The organism is uncultured Ruegeria sp., assembly GCF_947504215.1.
Classification (GTDB): domain Bacteria; phylum Pseudomonadota; class Alphaproteobacteria; order Rhodobacterales; family Rhodobacteraceae; genus Ruegeria.
Genome location: NZ_CANNGO010000001.1, coordinates 1,058,676 through 1,076,471, shown reverse-complemented (window position 1 = coordinate 1,076,471; position 17,796 = coordinate 1,058,676). Strand labels below are relative to the sequence as shown.

Genomic DNA, 17,796 nt, shown 5'->3' with positions numbered 1-17,796 from the left:
GCCTCCTATCTCGCCGCTGCAGCGGATGACCGATCTGACGGGCCGCGCCGCAGCATCAACACTGGGTGGTCAACGGCCGCAATGGGCCGCCTGCGAAGACGGCCCTTGAGGATTAGATTTCAATGGCTTCTGCGATGGCTAATGCGTCTTCGAGTTCAACGCCTAGATATCTGACCGTGCTGTCCATCTTGGAGTGTCCAAGCAGCAGCTGTACCGCTCTGAGGTTGCCAGTTTTCTTGTAAATCTGCGTCACCTTTGTCCGGCGCATGGAATGTGTTCCGTAAGCGCTCGCCTCCAATCCAATCGAGGTGACCCAATCACGCACGATCCGTGCGCACTGGCGTGTGGAGATGTGCAAACGCTCATGAAATCGCCCAGGCCACAGATAATCGGATCCGACCATAAGCTCGTCTTCCATCCACTTCTCGACAGACGCCCGCGTTACTTCAGAGATCTCGAAGCGAACAGATTTTTGAGTTTTGCTTTGCAGCACGGATGCGCGTTCCTTGATCTGTCCCGAAGCCATCACGTCGACGACCTTCATCTTCACGAGATCGCAGCCGCGGAGTTTGCTGTCGATCGCCATGTTGAACAGTGCGAGATCGCGATGGGCTTCGGCCAATTCAAGTCGCACTCTGATTGCCCAGACATGTTTTGGCTTGAGTGGTTGCTTCTGACCAACGATCCGGCCTTTGTTCCATGCAGGCCGCAACGCGCGGATGGCAGGTAGGTTTGGTGTTTCCATAGCTGATCCTCCGATCCGCCATGCCCTCCCATAACGACAACCCGACGTTGACTGAAACGCCATACCACAGGATGCCGCGCCACATCCGATATCGGCTACGAGTCCTCACTACATGATTTCAGTGATGCAGCGGATGCCGGCTTGAGAGTGGCATGCTAAAGAGGCTACAAAAGTAGTAACGGATTTGCCGACACATAAGGCGAATGCCAGGTTGAAACCAATTCTTTCTTCAGTATCGGGGCCTTGGTAATAGCGTTAGGCTCATGAACGTTGTAATACCGTCGCCAAGTGGTTATATACAACCCACTAAGGTTCTGGTTTTCTGCGGCCTAGGCGCATAGCCTGCCAGAGATAGCTAAGTTCTTCCATCATGAAAATTCAGCTGTCACGTCCTCTACTTGGATCTGATGTTTGGGAAGGTTGCCGATGTTTTCGCGCACGACCACATCGCGTGTGGCGTTAATTGATCCATTTATGGTGATCAGACGCACCGATGGCTTGCCAAGGAACCACAACGCAACTGTTGATCAAATGAAATTTCAGTAGCTCGAACTGCGCCTATCGGTCATCGCGCCTTGGGAATGGCCCTGGCGCGAGACCAAGATTGCGCAAAAAGACACAAAACAGCGAGGCGGCGCTTTCTCCGCCAGAGGATCTAAAATGACATTTCCAGAATGGACGAAACCAGGCATCTATGGTGCTTTGTGTGGTGCGATTGCGGTCTCAATCCTTGGCTTTACCTGGGGCGGTTGGACAACCAGCGGTAGCGCTCAAGAATTGGCGAAGGACCATGCAAGCGAAGAAGTGACGCTCGCGATGGTGCCGGTTTGCCTGAACAGGTCAGCTGCTGACCCCAGACGCGAAGAAATAATCGTAACCCTCCAAGAGGCCTCTGGCTTCAGTCGTCGAAAGGCTATGATGGATACGGGTTGGGCTACGCTGCCGGGGTCGGATACGCCAAGCCGCGACCTTGCAGATGCCTGCATCGCGGGGCTTGAGCTGGATGGATCATAACTCAGAGGCAATGCCGCAACTCTGTAGGACGATTTGGGAAGCACATCTGTCACCAGGCATTCAGATGATGGCAGCGCTGATTGTGCTCCCAATCTGTGCTCTGCTTCTGTTTTCAACGCCTGCACATGCTCAATCCACATCGCAACCTGTGCCTGAAAATGCCACTGCAAGGAGTTATGGTGACGGCTGGAAATGTAACACCGGGTATAGGCTGAGTGGCGACGCCTGCACCGTTGTCATAGTGCCAGCAAACGCGTATCCGACCAACCGCACCTATGGTTCTGGTTGGGAATGTCTTCATGGTTTCCGCAAGAACGATGGTACTGCCTGTGTTGAGGTGATTGTACCTGATGGTGGATTTCTGGATCCATCAGGTGAGCGCTGGCATTGCTCGCGCGGTTTTCTCAAAGTCGACGACACGTGCCAAAAAATTGCCGTGCCCGAAAACGCTTACCTGGCAGCTTCCACCTATGGGCCCGCTTGGGAATGCAAACGTGGGTTTGAAGCATTGGATGACCTTTGCGTCGCAATTGCGGTCCCGGCCAACGCTTATCTGAATTCATCAGGATATGGCCAGCCCTGGACATGCGAACGTGGGTTCTTTGAACAGGATGGTTCGTGCGCTGCCGTTGTGATCCCTGAACATGCCTACTTGGACGATGCAACTTACGGCACGGGGTGGAAGTGCGAGCGAGGATACGCGACCTCTGGTGCGAGCTGCGAACCAATAGACCTCCCTGCGAATGCCCATCTTGGCAGGTCCGGAAACCGTTGGAACTGCAACAAAAATTTCAAATTGTCTAGAGGTCTGTGCATTCTCGATAACTGAGCGCGCGGCACGACATTCTCGATCTCATTACCCGATGGTGGCGACAGCGTTGCCTTCGGCGTCGACCACACAAAGGAAACATCATGAAAACCGACTTTAACGCGGCAAACACTATACGTCGTCCCGTCAGCGGTGCACAAGCGCCGCCATTGAACAGCGACGAATACACAAGATCAACCTCTGCCACTCAAATCGCCTTGCCGCCAACTGCGATTATCTATTGCCAAGGTAACTTCGCAAAAATTGATGGCAAAACTGCAAATGGCCTCGTTCGTCATTCAGAGGCTTACAGGATCCTGTCTGTCATCGATAGAGACCACGACGGCGAAGACAGTGGGTGGGTTCTTGACGATGCAGTAAACCACATTCCGGTCTTCAGAAGTCTGGACGCTGCTGTCGTCCATGAAGCGGAGATCCCCAACACCCTCATTTACGGGATGGCACCATCTTCGGGGAGACTCTCATCAACGGATCGCAGCGTCGTTAAGGATGCTATATCACTAGGTATGAACATCGTCAGTGGATTGCATGAATATCTAAGCGATGATCCAGATATTGCATCTTTTGCGGCCGAACGCAAAGTCACCATTCGAGACATTCGAAAACCTAAACCCAGCAAGGATATGCGCCTGTTCGATGGAAGTATTGCAGATGTGAAAGCGCTGCGCGTAGCGGTTCTTGGGACGGATTGCGCCATTGGAAAGCGGACAACAGCGACCGTTTTGGCCCGTGCCTTGAATGCAAGAGGCATCAAGACTGTTCTTGTTGGTACGGGCCAGACGGGTTTGATGCAGGGCGCAAAATATGGTGTGGCAATGGATGCCGTACCGCCGCAGTTCTGTTGCGGTGAGCTTGAAGGCGCGATTGTTGACGCTTCCGAGGGTGAACAGCCCGATGTCATATTGATCGAAGGTCAAGGGGCGTTGAGTCATCCGGCGTTCTGCACATCCGCCTTTATCTTGCGGGGCAGCCAGCCGGACGCCGTGATCCTTCAGCACGCTCCAAAGCGCGCACATCGCTGTGATTTTCCCAATATGCCAATGCCCAAGCCTGCAAGTGAGATTGCCCTCATCGAAGCGTTTGCTGACACAAAAGTCATCGGCGTCACGCTCAATCACGAGGGGATGTCTGAGGCCGAGATTACCGACACTATTGCCGCACAGTCACAAATACTCGGGCTGCCTGTAACGGATGTACTCAGCCGGCCAGCATCGCATTTGCTTGCAATGGTTGCCGCCGCCTATCCTGGTTTACATCAACCCACACCTGTGGCTGCAATATGAGCACCCCCCGCATTGAGCTACATCTGAGCAAGATACGTCACAATGCGAAGACTGTGATCGAGCGTCTCAAGACACGCAGCATCAGCGTCACCGGTGTGACCAAGGCAGTGTGCGGGCATCCAACCATCGCTCGGGCCATGCTGGACGGTGGCGCTGTGGGACTTGCAGAAGCGCGTCTTAGCAACGTGCGGAAGTTACGCAATGCGGGCTTGACATGCCCGGTCACCTTGATCCGCACACCAACGCTGAGCCAGGTCGATCAGGTCGTCCAGTACTGTGAGACAAGCTACAACACAGAGATCCTCGTGATTACTGCTCTGGCTGCCGCCGCGATCCGGAAAGACTGTACTCACGGCATTATCTTGATGGTTGAGATGGGCGATCTGCGCGAAGGGATCATGCCAGAAAACCTCGGCTCAATTGCACAGAAAGTGGTGGACATGCCTGGTGTCGCGCTGAAGGGCATCGGAGCAAACTTTGCATGCTTAAGCGGAAATGCCCCGAATGCTGCGGACATGGACGCCTTGTCTGTCCTGGCAAATGACACAGAGGGACAGTGTGGTCTCTTCCTTCAGACGGTATCTGGCGGTAACTCGGCCAACCTTCCTTGGGCCTTAAGTGGACACCCAGCTGGTCGCATCAACGATCTAAGGCTGGGGGAAGCAATACTTCTCGGTGTTGATCCGGTTTCCGGGGATCAGATAGGCGGGCTGTATACGGATGCCTTTACGCTTGTCGCCGAGGTAATTGAAACAGGGTCCAAACCTGCATCTCACCCTCAGAGCATCTGCGACCCGGTATTCAAAAAACTTCACCTTGTCCCAAAAAGCGGACAGAGCACACAATTAATCCTCGCCATTGGTCAGCAAGATACGGACGTATTTGGGCTTTCGATGCCTCCTAGAAACAGACTCATCGGTGCAACAAGCGATCATCTTGTCATCAGCACATGCCATTCGACGCAGAGCGTAGGATCGGAAATGAGGTTCCAAATGAACTATAGCGCGTTGATGAAAGCTATGTCCGCTCCTGACGTCAAGACGAAGCTGCTCCATCGCAGTCCTTCACGACACGTGCGCGTCTCTCAAGGACCAGGCAATCACCTGGCATCGATTTGAAATACTCAACTGATAAATGCGCCGTTGGAAACGGATAGGAGAACAACCATTGGCAAAGCTGAAAAAAAGAACTGTCTTCAATGCACACGCTCCCAAGGCGGAAACAGCGATGGACAAAACAACGCGGGTCGTTAGGGAAATGGTCAACGAAGAAGCAGAACAACGACAGATCAAGAACGCCCGGCTTCGCAAAACTCGGCTCGAAAGGGATGCGAACACAACATCTGAAGCCTGTCCCTCGAAGCCCGTCAAAAAGCGGTGACCGGATCGTTGGCCCTCTTTTTCGCGCAACTTGAATGAGCGGAACACAAACAAAGCGGATAGCGACCGCTACTTTTCTCATGCATCAGCAGCGCTCGTAATCTTTTCAAGGATATTGCCATGACACTCTCAGGTGAGAGCTCAGAAAAAGTTCACTATATCTGCCAGACATATGTGGAACAGAAGCCAGGACGCGGAGGGCAAGGACGCTTGAAAATCGGCAAGCAATTTGAATACTCCATGGCAGCGGAGGCACAAAACAGAGCAGAAAGGGAAGCGCAATCCGACGATTGCACTGGCGCCGATGCCTACATGGTCAGTGAGGACGCGAACAGTGGCGAAATCGGGTCGCCAAGCTTCATCATTAGGCTTGGCAATGTCCCCGAATTTGATGAGTTTTAGATATCTATCTGGCTTTTGCTTGGCTCTCTATTTGCACCTCGGTTGCGGCACTAGCTCGACCGAAAACATATCTATTTGGTGCCAGCAATATAGACTGTTACGGGCGTGGGTTTTGCGGAGAAATTGGGTCATAAAACCCAAAAGCGGTCATTGGTGTTAGCGTAGCAAATGCTAACTTTGTACGTATTTTGCGAATTTGGCTGGCCTGACATTTTGCATGTGCAGGGCGGCTGGTACGACAGGCCGCGCTGCAGCGATGGGTATGCGGGTCCAAGGTCCGCTCTGGGCGGTGTGCGAATTCAAAACCATCTAGCCTAAATGGCCGATGCTGTGAGTATGACGATTAAGCCCAAGTGCTGCCCCAACGCAGACGCGCGCAAGATAACCCGCGAAGAACACGAAGACGCCCGCCAGGTCGCCCGCGACATTGCCAAAACCGAGCAATACGAAATCTCGATGAAGCTCCGAAAGAAGGTTGAGATGGCACGGGGACTGCGTAGGCATTCCTGCAATTCCTTCTTCAAAACACCACGGGTTTGAACATAAAGACTGCGGTAGATCGTTTCGTGGCTCACACGGCTTTCCTCTTGGTCAGGATGCTTGCGCTTGAGCCAACCAGCGATCTGCTGAGGTGACCATTTCCGGCGCAGCTTGCGCGCAATCAAGTGGCACAAAGGATCGTTGAACGAGAGCTTACACTACTTAGGCCGCGCTGCGCAGTCCCACGCGCGCTGGTCTGAGCGGGCCGCACGATAGGTTTGACGTCCGCCGTTCCTGCGAACCTCTCGGCTGATCGTCGACGGCGACAGGTTCAGACTTTGGGCGATTGAACGAAGCGACTGCCGTGCGACAAGCCCCCGGGATATCTCCTCCCGCTCCATCAGACTCAAAGCATATCGCGACCGCCTGCGTTGCGGTGGGCAGGTCATAGCCTTTATGTTTGACCGAATGACGAGCCTTCTTATTGTGGACTGGCTAATTGGAGGAAGGTTCATGTTCCGCACCATTGTCTTAGTTTGCGTGATACTTGGTTCAGTTGTTAGCGCCGATCCGAACAATAAAATTCCCACGCATAGATCAGTTGACCTGAAAGTCGGGCAATCTGTTGTAGTGAATGGATACAGAGGCGAGTGCGGTAGCCGACCAAACAACGTCGATCCAAACCGAACACGAAACACAAAGCTTGGTATCTTAAGCAACGGAAAGTGGGGCGTGACGAAAAGTCGAACGTGTGGCGGATGGACTCCAGCGGTTGAGGTCATATTTACCGCGAAAAAGAAAGGTCGAGAGACGATTGAAGTTGCAGGAACCAAAATCAAAGTGACGGTACGCTAACTGACCGTTCACCAGCATTGAAACTGCTATTCGCACCGCGCCAGTGTTTTCCGAACCAGCTTGTTCCTCCGCATTGAAATGGTCTTTGTAGAGTTGCGAAGAAACGTAGGTACTGGGCTCCTTGCGGTTATTCTCTGCGACGAGTTCGGTCGGTTCACAAGGACCCTTAGTATCCTTTGTGCCGCAAATTGATCGCTGCTGGAGCATTCGGCGGGTTGTCGGGTTAGGCGGCCATTTCCGAAGTTCGACCAAACAGCCATTAATTGCGTTGGAGACCCTGAAAGACCGTCAATACTATCTGACGAAGTCTTATGAGTTGCCAAATTCCGAACAAACATGCTCCTCAGTGCATCCTCGCGCGCACGAGATATGCTTCTATTGTATCGCCACCGAGAGCTCGAATGGCCTCCAGACGATGAAGGCCTTCAATCAAAACAAACCGCTTATCGTCAATGCGCAGTTGGATTGGAGTCCTTTGGCCGTTCTTCAATATGTCCTTTGCTAGTTCTAAGACTCTTTGCTGATCCAGTGTTTTCGCTCGTCTCACAGGAACATAGATTTGCTCAATCGGGTAAGGTTTTTTCTCAAGCATGGATCGTAAGGTATCCTTTCAAGCGTTGGATCGGATTCCCAAGACCGCACGAACCGCATTTCGCAACTCCGGATGCATGATCCAGGTAGCAGGTTCGTCACTATTGCAGATGTGAGAGTAGGCGACCACCTGAGCTAGGCCATTTCCACGCGCGGCTCCGGTCTCAATGAGCTCTATTTCCAGATATTCTGCAATCATTAACCCAGTATTTTTGAACGCTTTAACGGCGGTTTCGCGAGATTTATACTCTGCGGTGCTCGTGAGTTGACCGATGGTCAAACCTTCCTTGCCCGCGATTGTAAGGGCTTTGAGCATTGCAACCTGGGCGTCGGAAAATCTGACTTGGTGCAATGCCTCAACATATTCCCATTCGCCGGGCACATATGTCCCAGAGTTTTCTTCTAGCCGACGCTTCTGAGTACGCTGCCTGTCTCGCTCTTCGAGCAGTTCTTTCAATGCGCGGATAGCCTTCTCGGGAGTGTCTCCAACTGCATCAGCTATCATGGTCTGGGTTTTTGCCGGCTTTTTGGGGAACGCTCTTGCGACGCAAACTCCACTCAGCACACCGGCTTTTATCCAGTATTTACCGTACTCTTCTTCTGTAATCCCGGATACGTCTGCACCGCGTTTTCTTCGAACACTGCGGTCCTGAAAAGCCCGTTGTTCCAGGCCAAGGTCGATCTTAGTAGAGTTTTGGAGTGTCACTTGGAAATCCCTTTTGCGCATCAAAGAAACACGACGACTATGGCTGCAATCAAGATTCCAACACCAATGACATATTTCACCGTCGTTAGTCTGCGTCGTGCAATATCGGCTTTGAGGCTTTTGCCCAGCTTCTCGTCCAAAGATTTATGGTTCACCAACATGTCCCTCTTGGTCAGGCTGTTTAAGACCCTTTGGCCCGCGATATTTCCTTCGTCTAATCATCAACACATGCATCCAACTGACGTATGAAGGGTCGATTGCATGCCCATCCATCACCTCTGCGGTTGAGATGGGCATTCTGGGGAACAATGACAGGCTGGCATTTGTCCATGTCAGCGCGAAATCCACGCTCGCGTTCCCACCCGAATTGAGATTCTTCGGAAAAGTAGGCGTTTTCGGGGATGTTGAGTGGGATACAGCTTGCGTCGCTTGCTGTGAAGCCGCGCAGACACACCCAACCCATAGAGCTGCGTCTGTCTGTCAAGCGACCATTCTTCGGAACCGAAATCTCGACACATTCGTCACTTTCCATCCGAAATCCCCATTCACAATGAGTTTCTTGAACACCGAATCGGGTCGCAATGAAGCCATTTCGAGGGGCTATGATTTCCTCGCATTCGTTTCCGATGCGGCGGAATAAGCGATTACAGCTCCACCTATCGCCTGTCGATGTAGTGTAAGCGTTATCAGGAACATCAAGCTGTTCACATTGCTCGCCGATAAGTTGGGAACCATGATTGCATTCCCAACGCCGACCATAGGAATTGCCGGTGAGATAGGCGTTGTCTGGCACAATGGTGCTTCGACATGAATCTCGAACTCTTTCATACCCGTCATCACAGACCCAACCTTCACCACCGTTGTCGCTGCGCGCGTTGGCTGGAACAGCCTGCGCCAACACTGGCGTTACAGGAAGAGCGAAAAAGAATATGAAGCTTAGACAAGCAAAGAGCCGTGTCGCACCCAACCACATGCGTTCGGCTGCAGGCAGGCCGTAATGGGGTGAGATGTCTGTACTATCGGTCATCAAACCGAAAGCTTCTAAGCCAATTTAGCAAGTGAGCAGCCTTCCTTTTGTGCGAAACAATGTCGGACACTCGGTAAGTGGCCAACGCCGACACGTTGGAGCAACGAATTCATCGCGAACCCCTTGCCCGACAACCGTCACAGCAGGAGTACATGCTACAATTTTATTGAAGACCATTGGTTCTCGAAGTCGGCAGCATCGCGACGACGAATTGAATTCACCAATGCGCTCTTATGTTGCTACGTCAGGTGAAAGTCAATCCGATTGACCATGACGTAAATCCGCTTCCTGCGCATAGCTGCCATTTACTGTGCTTGGTGCTGCAAACGCGGAGAACGGCAGCTCTGTGGCCGTTATCCCGTGTTTTGCTCAACAGATTGCCAACGCGTCGAAGGTCCGCAAGGTCCCATAGGCTGACCTTGATGCCGTCTGAATCGACTCGATGACCTACTGGAACCGTCAGATGACCGGTTCGAGCCCGAGGCCGACCTTAAGCGCAACGTCGCGGTCGATTCTACTGCTTCAATTCATGATGCGTCACCAAAATGCTTCAGAGCTGCACTTGCGACCTGATCGCCCCATTCCTGCACGAAATGCCCAGCCTCTTCTAAAACCAATGGCTCAGGGCAACCTCTGATGACTTTGCGCAGCTTGCTCATCACAGGTACGCCCAAAACTGGGTCTTTCGCTCCGATTGCCATGAAGCTCTCCCCGGCCCATTCTGTTTGCCAGAATTTTTGGGCGCGCTTTGTTGTTTCAATACCGGCCATACCCGGCTCAATCATCACCATTTGGGGGAACCGGCGGACACCGGCTTTGTACCGTTGATCAGGGAACGGGGCTTCAAACGCAAGCGCCTCGGCTTCACTCAATTGTGGACAAGCCCGCTGCATCAACGCGCCGCAATCTAGGTTCGGTCGGCTGGCCACATAGTCTTTCCAACTTTGGAAACCGTCCCCAAGGCTCTCTCCGGTCGGCAGTGCCGTATTCATAACGACTAAACGGGAAAACCGATCCTGAAGATCCATTGGCAGGGTCAATCCCAGAATGCCGCCCCAGTCCTGTACCACCAGCGTGATATTTTTCAGGTCCAGTTTCACTACAAGGGCGATCATCATATCGCGATGAAAATCGAAGCTGTACAACGCGTCACTGACGGGTTTGTCGGACCTACCGAACCCCAACCAGTCCGGCACGCCGACACGCGCACCAGATTGAGTAAAAACGGGTATCATCCGTCGAAAAAGATAGGCCCAAGTTGGCTGACCCGGCAAGCACAGGAATGTTCGCGGTGCGTTATTCGGGCCTTGATCCACGTAGTGCACGCTAAGACCTTCGTAGCCTTCGAGGTCTTCGACGTAGTTCGGGTCGAAATTGTAGCCGGGCAGAGCTAGAAATCTCTCATCCGATGTTCTCAGGACATCCATGATCGATCATTCTCACAATTGCATTCGGGTAATCACGCAAGTCGAGATGCAGTATCGCAACCCACCCTAAGTGGATGTCTGGTTTGTCCGCGATGTGTGTGTTCGTTAGCAGTCAAACTATGCGCTTGCAGCAAACGACCGCAAAGTGGGCTGCGAACGCAGCATCTTGAATGCCGGTTCAAAGTCCGGAATGGGCCGAATCTTGGCTTAGAAAAGCGACTACGAGACGGCATGAACGATGCGCCCCTCTTGGTTATTCGACCGTCTCCGAAGCTCTTCCGAAGGACGTAGTTTGCTGAGTGACGGTCTGTATGACCTCATCCACAAACCAACGAAATGCTGGATTGAATTGCCCCCGCTCATGCCAGAGCAGGTAGTAAGAAAATTCCGCCCCTGACCTGAAGGGAACCGACACGATGCTGGAGAATGAGGAGAGTTGAACTCCCAAGCGTGACGGAGCGGCTGCAACGGCGTCACTGTTTGCGACGTGGAAAGGCATAGAGGTGAAGAAGGGTACAGACAACATTGCTGGGTCGTCATTGCTGGTCGCGCGCATTACGGTATCCGCACGCAACCGATCAACCGTCGGGTAGCTGAATTCAATCTGTCGGTACGGTGTGATATCCGGTGGTTCCAGAAAGCCCTTCTGCGCAGCAAGCTCATGCAATGGATGACCCTCACGAATGAGAAGGACGTAGCTGTCTGCAAAGAGTTTTTTGACAATCAGATCACCCTTCACCTTGAGTCCAGCGTAAAAGACGAAATCAATTTCGCCGTCTTGAATATCCGAAAAACTGTCTGGAACCAATGGTGTTACATCCACTCTAACATGTGGCGCTGCCGTCGCCAGCCGATCGACAAGCGGCCCAATGATGCAGGCCGCAGCATAGTCGGTACCAGCGATCCTAAAACGCCGACTTGAACGGGCAGGATCAAACCGAGGTGGCAGAAAAACCGCTTCGGTCGCGTGGATCGCCTCTAGCACCGGTTCCTGAAGCGACAGGGCGTGATCCGTCAGCTGATACCCTGCCTGAGTTCGGATTAATAATGGGTCGCCAGTCAGATCCCGAATGCGTGCAAGAATGCGACTTGCCGCGGGTTGACTGATCTCAAGCAGTTCAGCAGTTCGGGTCACGCTGCCGGTCTGCAACAAGATCCGCAAAAATCGCAAAACGCGAAAATCCATCGAAGCCAATTCATCATTCGGTTTTTGCATGATCAGCATGCTAGTTGCGTCATTTTAATTATGTCAAGCTGCGCGCATTTAGGTTCCATCGAAACTGAACACAATGAGGAACCCCCATGAGACTTGCCCAATTGGCTATCACAGCCGGCAGCGTCGTTTTTGCAGCCGCCATGGCGCATGCCGATGTATCGACCGAAACGCACGACCTGAACCAAGACGGAGTCGTGACGTTTGAAGAAATGCTTGAGTATCACCCTGCGGGAACTGAGCGGACCCAAGCGTTTATTGATCGTCACAGAATTATTTTCGATGGCGCAGACACGAACGGCGACGGCGTCGTCGACGCAAGCGAAAACCAAGGTGGCGGTGCTGGAAAAACGAAGATCAAGGGTGCCAAGAAATCTTGATGTACCAAGCCTTCAGCACCGAGGTTGATAGAATAAACGATGAATTCCATCCTCGGCAATGCACGCAATCCTCTGAGATTGAGGGAGAAGAATATATGCACATAACCCGCCGAAATTTAGCTGGGCAGATGGCACTCTGGGGTGCCGCGGCAGCGATCCCAGTAACCGTACCTAAGGACGCCACAGCACAAACGAGCGCTTCTGGCATGTACGACGTACGCGATGTGTCATTCCCCAGTGGCCCTGAAACACTTGCAGGCAAACTCTTCCTGCCTGCAGGCGAAGGTTTGTGTCCTGCGGTAACGATCATGGGCCCCGTGGCGTTTGTGAAAGAGCAATCACCAATTCAATACGCCACAAGGCTGGTGCAACAGGGCCTTGCGGTCTTGATCTTTGATCCGCGCAATCACGGCGCCAGTTCAGGTGAGCCGCGCCGGTTTGAATCCGGTGAAGCCAAGATCGAAGATCTTCGCGCTGCCGTCGATTTCCTTGCTGAACAGGATGGGATTGACCAAAGCCAGCTCCATCTCCTTGGTATTTGTCAGGGGGTGAATTGGGTGATTGAAGCTGCGGCGCAGGACGAGCGGATCGCATCGCTTGGAATTGTTGCCGGTCACTACCTGACCCCCGATACCGCGATCATGTATCTCGGCGATGCGACGTCAGTCGAGGCACGCATGAACCGGTCAGCAGCGGCGGCCGCGAAGTTTTCCGAGACCGGCACCGTCGATTATATTCCGATTGTCGGTTCTACCGAAGCCCTGTTGACAGCTACGGCCGTCGCAGACTGGTATCTGCCATGGGACAACGAAGCGCCGTGGTTTCTCCACCGAGGGGGTTGGGAAAACCGGATTGCAGCAATGAGTGAAGCGGGTATTTGGGGTTGGCAGATCAGCGACGCGGCATCGCGCCTCACATTGCCGGTTCTCATGGTCCACGGTGACAAAGCCGCCAGCGGTCCGGATATTCCGAAGCGAATCTATCAAAAAATCCCTTCGGCACAAAAAACACTTCACTGGATCGATGGCGCCAATCAGCTTCAATTCTATGAGGACCCGCTGACCATCGACCGGGTTGTTGCGGCTCTTGGCCTGTATTTCCGGGGTGAGCAGATCAGCCTTTAACGCTGCTCCGATACGCGGTGATCACGAGCCATCCTCAAGTTCTGGTTCGTGATCATCCGTTGTGGACCAATGCAGCATGGCCTCGACGGCAGGCCGTTTCAAAGAGAGTTTTGACAATGACAAAATGCTTGAGCGCCTTGATGACTTTGACGATTGTTCAACCTGTTGCCGCACAAGAGATCCTGGTCAGCGGCCTGCCACCCTTCACCGAAGCAATCCTGCCTTTAGGGGCAGACGTCTATGCCATTTCTATCGGCCCTGGCGGACCTGGTGAAGAATTTGGAACCCAAGCCACCAATGGTGGACTGTATAAGCTCGGACCGAGCGGCGCACATGAGCGCATCACTCTTTCCGACGGCGAAGGTCTCCGCAACCCGACCGGGTTGGTTGAACTTGGCGATCAAATCGTCCTTGTGGATGGCAATCAAGTCATCTCGCTCTCCCTCGAAGGGGACGTCAATTGGCGAAAGAGTTACGACGAAGAAGGTGTCTTTTTCTACGATATTGAAGTGCTGAACGATGCCACGTTGCTTGTCAGTGATTTTGGGCGAGGAGGATTTGCCACTGTGTCAGCAAACGCTGGTGATATTCAACCGGCTCTGGATGGTGTTGAGATCAATGGTCTTGCCAGATTCGAGATTACTGACGACCAAATCTATGCGGTATCATGGGGTGCTGATGACGCTTGGGATAGCGCTGTTTATCGTATCTCGGAATTGGATGAGGCCGGTCTGTCAGAAAAACTGGCGGGTGGATTTGGAAATCTTGAATCCATTGAGGTTGTAAATGGAACGGTAGTTGTCGGCGGTTACCGCGGGCATCAGGATCACCAGGCGTTCAAGCTGATGCAGTTGGATACGGAAGGCGGTGTACATTCGCTCGGCGCAGGATCAGATACCCGGGGCGTTTCAGATATCTACTCTGACGGTCATTCCGTTTGGTTGAACTTTTTCTATGATGGGGCTTACGCCAAAATACCTGCAAAACACTTTTTGGCAGGTAGCTAAACGCGGATTGAATGAGAAAAGGTTGCGACACCCAATAGACTGTTCGCAGCCCCAAGCGGGCGTCAATCCTAATCAGAGTAACATGATTGGTAACAATTGATTAAATGACAATGTATTTGCGGAGTTCCACAGGTTAGCGCAAAGAACCCCAAAAGGAGTGATCAATTGACTGACGTACTTGTTTCTGGTGCCGGGCCCAGCGGGTTGGTGCTGGCGATTGAACTGGCGCGCCGTGGCATTGATCTGCGCATAATCGACCGCGATACATCCGCACCAACTACGCCGCGCGCATTTGTAGTGAAGCCGTCAACGTTTTATGCAGCGGAGCAGTTGGGTGTCCTTGATCAGATATTCGAGCAAGGTGTTCCGGTTCAGTCTATGGAGCAATCCTTTGAAGGCAGAACTGCAGCGCTTGCTATATCATCTGATGAGCGCTGGCCATGGCACCTCAATCTCGGCGAAGATGATCTGATCCCTATTCTGATTGCGCGGCTGGAGAGCCTGGGCGTGCTTATCGAGCGCGGGTTGGAGTTTGTGCGTTATGAACAGAACCCGACAGGAGTCGTCTCTGTCTTGAAGAACCGAGCCGGTGAGGAAGAGAGGGTTGAAACCTCTTGGCTGATTGGTTGTGATGGCGTGCACAGTACAATACGGCGAGCTGCTGGCATTGGGTTTGAAGGCCACGATAGTGACCTTCACTGGCATGTGTTGGATGCGCAAATCGAAGGTTGGCCATACAAAGCAAACCACGGGATGTTGTATCTGGATCATCTTGTGGTCGCAATTTATCAGACAAGATCGGCGTTCAGAATATACTCTCTTTCGTTGAACCACTGTGACGACAGTTGGACTTCGTTGCATGATATTCTGCGCGATGTCGCGCCAGGCGTACGCCTCGGCCCACCGATTTCAGATGTCAGCTTTCAATGTTCGGCTCGATTAGCTTCTGATTACCGAGTTGGAAGGGTGCTAATCTGCGGGGATGCATGTCATGCCATGTCAGCAGGAAGTGCTGCGGGAATGAATACCGGAATACAGGACGCAATGAATTTGGGTTGGAAATTAGCCTCAGTTGTTTCTGGGCACGCCGATGATGCTCTTTTAGACACCTATGAAAGTGAACGCCGCCCCGCAGGGCGCGCTATGATTGATGTTGGTCAAAAAAACGACGACCTCTGGTCGACCAGCGATCCAGTTGAAAGAAGCAAGGCAATTCGACACTTTGCAGTGAACTTTTGGGCCTATCTGAAAAACGGTGGAAATGGGTATGAGCCAGTGATGGGGAACTATGCAGCCAGCAGCATTTCTGTTGGAGAGCAGCCTTCGATTGGGCCCGGCCCCGGAACTCATGTGCCGGGTGACATACGCCTATATAAAGCAAGCGGCTCTGCAGTTTTTCTCACAGGTGCGTTGTCGTCACCGTACAACACGGTCCTTCTTCTGATCAGTGATGGTGGATTAGAGGCCGAGAAACTTGTGAAAGCAGCGATTGACCTTGTCACAGTGAGCTATAAGGCGCTTGATCTGGTCGTAGTCGCTCATAGCACCGAAGGGGCTGCCGCGCACAGAGCACTTGATTTCAATGAGAATTCGCTACTGATTGATCCAGAGCTGAATTGTCACAATCGGTTGGGTATTGCTGTGCGCTCGGCTTTATGGATCAGACCGGATGGTCGCATTGGCAGTCGAAACGATGATGTAGACGATATCACGCTGCTAACAAATCAATTGGGCGCTGTATTTCCTGGCTTGCTACAATCACCAACTCTCTCGTGAGGCTTGAACAGGTTAGCGTCCGCTTTCGGGAAGCTGCGCCGCAGCGTTTGGCTTTGAGATGAAGGGCAGCTCTGGGCCGTTCGAGAAAACGGTCGGATATGTTAGATTTCAATGGCTTCCGCAATCGCAAGAGCGTCCTCAAGCTCAACACCGAGGTATCTGACGTGCTATCCATCTTGCTATGACCAAGCAACGGCTGAACGACTCGGAGATTGCCTGTCTTCTTGTAGATTTGAGCCACTTTGGTTCGACGGATCGAGTGAGTGCAGTAAGCGCTTGCCTCTAGACCGATAGACGTGACCCAATCACGGACAATCCGAGCATACTGGCGCGTCGAAACATACAGGCGTTTGTGGAATCGGCCCGGCCACAGATACTCTGATCCAACCATTAGTTCATTTTCCAGCCACTTCTCGACAGAGGCCCGTATCCCATCAGAGATCTCAAAACGAACTGGTTTCTGCGTCTTGCTCTGCAACACAGACGCTCGTTCTTTGATCTGACCTGATGCCATCACATCGACAACCTTCATTTTCACGAGGTCGCAGCCTCGTAGTTTGCTATCGATGGCCATGTTAATCAGCGCGAGGTCGCTGTGGCTTTCTGCGAGTTCAAGCTGAGCCATAGTCGCCCAACATGTTTTGGTTTTAGTGGTAACTTCTGGCCAATGATGCGTCATTTGTTCCAGGCTGGACGATCTGCGCGAATAGCAGGCAAGTTTGATGTTTCCATGACTGATCCTCCGATCTGCCATGCCCTCCCAAAACGACATCCCGACGTTGATGCGGGATCATGTCACGGGATGCCGCGCTGCCTCTGAGGTCTTCTAGCAGCCCTTACTGCAAAATGTTGCGCTGCGGATGAATGGCCGCTCTACGTGGGAAGGGGAGCGCTGTGTCTTAGGCACTCTGCTCTTTTCCGCGCCGATTGAAAACGACCCATGACGTCCACAACACAGCATTCAACCCGAGCACCGCGATGATAGTCGGTGCCGGATCGTCGAGCGAGCTGATTGACCCCGCATAGGTCGCGATCAAGACATAAGGCACGGTGCCAACAGCAAAGAATATGCAGTAGTGCGCGAGAGGCATGCGTGTTGCGCCGGCCATACACGCGGACACTTCGGTCACGATTGGGACGGCGCGGGACAGCATGATCATAAACGGCCCACCGGACTGGAAGGAGTTGGTCAGCGCCGCGCGGTCATCCGCATCTTTAACCAGAAAGGTGATCCCGCGCTGACCCCAAATACGGCTGATCCCATAGCCGGAGAACGCGGCCAGCGACATCCCGGTAAAGGCAGCGGCAGCCCCCATTGGGAAGCCCAGCAAAAAACCAGCGAGTATTGTGATCGTGAGTGTGGGCACAGCGACAAAAAGATCTGCGAAGAGCAGCAAAACGATGATCCCTGCGACCACAAGCGGGTCCACCCGAGCCGCCCATTCCAGCCAGTTTTGAACATTTTCGACAGTCAGGATACCAAGCAACCGGCCCGCAACAAAGGTAAGCGCGAAGAGGCAACCCAGGATAAGCATTACTTTGATAAGTGGTTTCATTC

General features: G+C 52.8%; 17 protein-coding genes and 3 pseudogenes. 10 read left to right on the top strand and 10 right to left on the bottom strand.

Annotated elements, in window-relative coordinates:
- Positions 1–112 precede the first annotated feature (112 nt).
- Complete coding sequence (locus Q1B21_RS05265) at positions 113–745, bottom strand: tyrosine-type recombinase/integrase (protein WP_299886705.1); 633 nt, start codon at positions 743–745, stop codon at positions 113–115.
- A 660-nt stretch (positions 746–1,405) separates the two neighbouring features.
- On the opposite strand from Q1B21_RS05265, the gene Q1B21_RS05260 reads away from it, so the two are divergent.
- The 5 genes and pseudogenes from Q1B21_RS05260 to Q1B21_RS05240 form a co-directional block, all read left to right on the top strand.
- Positions 1,406–1,759, top strand: coding sequence for a hypothetical protein (locus tag Q1B21_RS05260; RefSeq protein WP_298938153.1), 354 nt, complete (start codon positions 1,406–1,408; stop codon positions 1,757–1,759).
- A gap of 912 nt (positions 1,760–2,671) precedes the next feature.
- Positions 2,672–3,871, top strand: coding sequence for a DUF1611 domain-containing protein (locus Q1B21_RS05255; protein ID WP_298938151.1), 1,200 nt, complete (start codon positions 2,672–2,674; stop codon positions 3,869–3,871).
- The gene (locus tag Q1B21_RS05250) at positions 3,868–4,989 is read left to right on the top strand and encodes an alanine/ornithine racemase family PLP-dependent enzyme (protein ID WP_298938150.1); all 1,122 of its coding nucleotides are present in this window, start codon (positions 3,868–3,870) and stop codon (positions 4,987–4,989) included. Before Q1B21_RS05255 ends, Q1B21_RS05250 begins: the two co-directional genes overlap by 4 nt.
- 381 nt (positions 4,990–5,370) lie before the next feature.
- Positions 5,371–5,652 carry a hypothetical protein gene (locus tag Q1B21_RS05245; RefSeq protein WP_299886700.1) on the top strand — a complete coding sequence of 94 codons (282 nt, stop codon included), beginning with the start codon at positions 5,371–5,373 and terminating at the stop codon, positions 5,650–5,652.
- 345 nt (positions 5,653–5,997) lie between these two features.
- Positions 5,998–6,135, top strand: a pseudogene (locus Q1B21_RS05240) (IS5/IS1182 family transposase); the annotation flags it as partial.
- Here Q1B21_RS05240 and Q1B21_RS05235 read toward each other — a convergent pair.
- Positions 6,132–6,572, bottom strand: a pseudogene (locus Q1B21_RS05235) (transposase); the annotation flags it as partial. The pseudogenes Q1B21_RS05240 and Q1B21_RS05235 overlap by 4 nt on opposite strands.
- Before the next feature lie 73 nt (positions 6,573–6,645).
- On the opposite strand from Q1B21_RS05235, the gene Q1B21_RS05230 reads away from it, so the two are divergent.
- The gene (locus Q1B21_RS05230) at positions 6,646–6,987 is read left to right on the top strand and encodes a hypothetical protein (RefSeq protein ID WP_299886698.1); all 342 of its coding nucleotides are present in this window, start codon (positions 6,646–6,648) and stop codon (positions 6,985–6,987) included.
- Between the two features lie 343 nt (positions 6,988–7,330).
- Here Q1B21_RS05230 and Q1B21_RS05225 read toward each other — a convergent pair whose 3' ends face one another.
- The 6 genes from Q1B21_RS05225 to Q1B21_RS05200 form a co-directional block, all read right to left on the bottom strand.
- Positions 7,331–7,579 (bottom strand): ParB N-terminal domain-containing protein, encoded by a 249-nt coding sequence (locus Q1B21_RS05225; RefSeq protein ID WP_299886696.1) that lies wholly within the window; start codon positions 7,577–7,579, stop codon positions 7,331–7,333.
- Positions 7,580–7,597: 18 nt separating this feature from the next.
- Positions 7,598–8,284: a hypothetical protein gene (locus Q1B21_RS05220; protein ID WP_299886694.1), complete on the bottom strand. Its 687-nt coding sequence runs from the start codon at positions 8,282–8,284 to the stop codon at positions 7,598–7,600.
- Between the two features lie 20 nt (positions 8,285–8,304).
- The gene (locus Q1B21_RS05215) at positions 8,305–8,439 is read right to left on the bottom strand and encodes a hypothetical protein (protein ID WP_299886692.1); all 135 of its coding nucleotides are present in this window, start codon (positions 8,437–8,439) and stop codon (positions 8,305–8,307) included.
- A gap of 59 nt (positions 8,440–8,498) precedes the next feature.
- Positions 8,499–9,311, bottom strand: coding sequence for a hypothetical protein (locus Q1B21_RS05210; protein WP_299886690.1), 813 nt, complete (start codon positions 9,309–9,311; stop codon positions 8,499–8,501).
- A gap of 527 nt (positions 9,312–9,838) precedes the next feature.
- The gene (locus Q1B21_RS05205; RefSeq protein ID WP_299886688.1) at positions 9,839–10,738 is read right to left on the bottom strand and encodes a haloalkane dehalogenase; all 900 of its coding nucleotides are present in this window, start codon (positions 10,736–10,738) and stop codon (positions 9,839–9,841) included.
- A gap of 253 nt (positions 10,739–10,991) precedes the next feature.
- Positions 10,992–11,954 carry a LysR family transcriptional regulator gene (locus Q1B21_RS05200; RefSeq protein WP_299886686.1) on the bottom strand — a complete coding sequence of 321 codons (963 nt, stop codon included), beginning with the start codon at positions 11,952–11,954 and terminating at the stop codon, positions 10,992–10,994.
- Between the two features lie 86 nt (positions 11,955–12,040).
- Between Q1B21_RS05200 and Q1B21_RS05195 the strand changes: the two genes are divergently transcribed.
- The 4 genes from Q1B21_RS05195 (at position 12,041) to Q1B21_RS05180 (ending at position 16,238) form a co-directional block, all read left to right on the top strand.
- Complete coding sequence (locus Q1B21_RS05195; RefSeq protein ID WP_299886684.1) at positions 12,041–12,331, top strand: hypothetical protein; 291 nt, start codon at positions 12,041–12,043, stop codon at positions 12,329–12,331.
- 95 nt (positions 12,332–12,426) lie between these two features.
- Complete coding sequence (locus Q1B21_RS05190) at positions 12,427–13,455, top strand: alpha/beta hydrolase (protein WP_299886682.1); 1,029 nt, start codon at positions 12,427–12,429, stop codon at positions 13,453–13,455.
- A 140-nt stretch (positions 13,456–13,595) separates the two neighbouring features.
- The gene (locus Q1B21_RS05185; protein ID WP_299886680.1) at positions 13,596–14,462 is read left to right on the top strand and encodes a hypothetical protein; all 867 of its coding nucleotides are present in this window, start codon (positions 13,596–13,598) and stop codon (positions 14,460–14,462) included.
- A 165-nt stretch (positions 14,463–14,627) separates the two neighbouring features.
- On the top strand, positions 14,628–16,238 hold the full coding sequence (locus Q1B21_RS05180) for an FAD-dependent monooxygenase (protein WP_299886678.1): 1,611 nt from the start codon (positions 14,628–14,630) through the stop codon (positions 16,236–16,238).
- A gap of 101 nt (positions 16,239–16,339) precedes the next feature.
- On the opposite strand, the pseudogene Q1B21_RS05175 reads toward Q1B21_RS05180, so the two are convergent.
- A pseudogene (locus Q1B21_RS05175) lies at positions 16,340–16,910 on the bottom strand (tyrosine-type recombinase/integrase).
- A gap of 227 nt (positions 16,911–17,137) precedes the next feature.
- Entirely contained in the window at positions 17,138–17,794 is a 657-nt protein-coding gene (locus tag Q1B21_RS05170; protein WP_299886676.1) for a TVP38/TMEM64 family protein, read from the bottom strand.
- Positions 17,795–17,796: the final 2 nt, after the last annotated feature.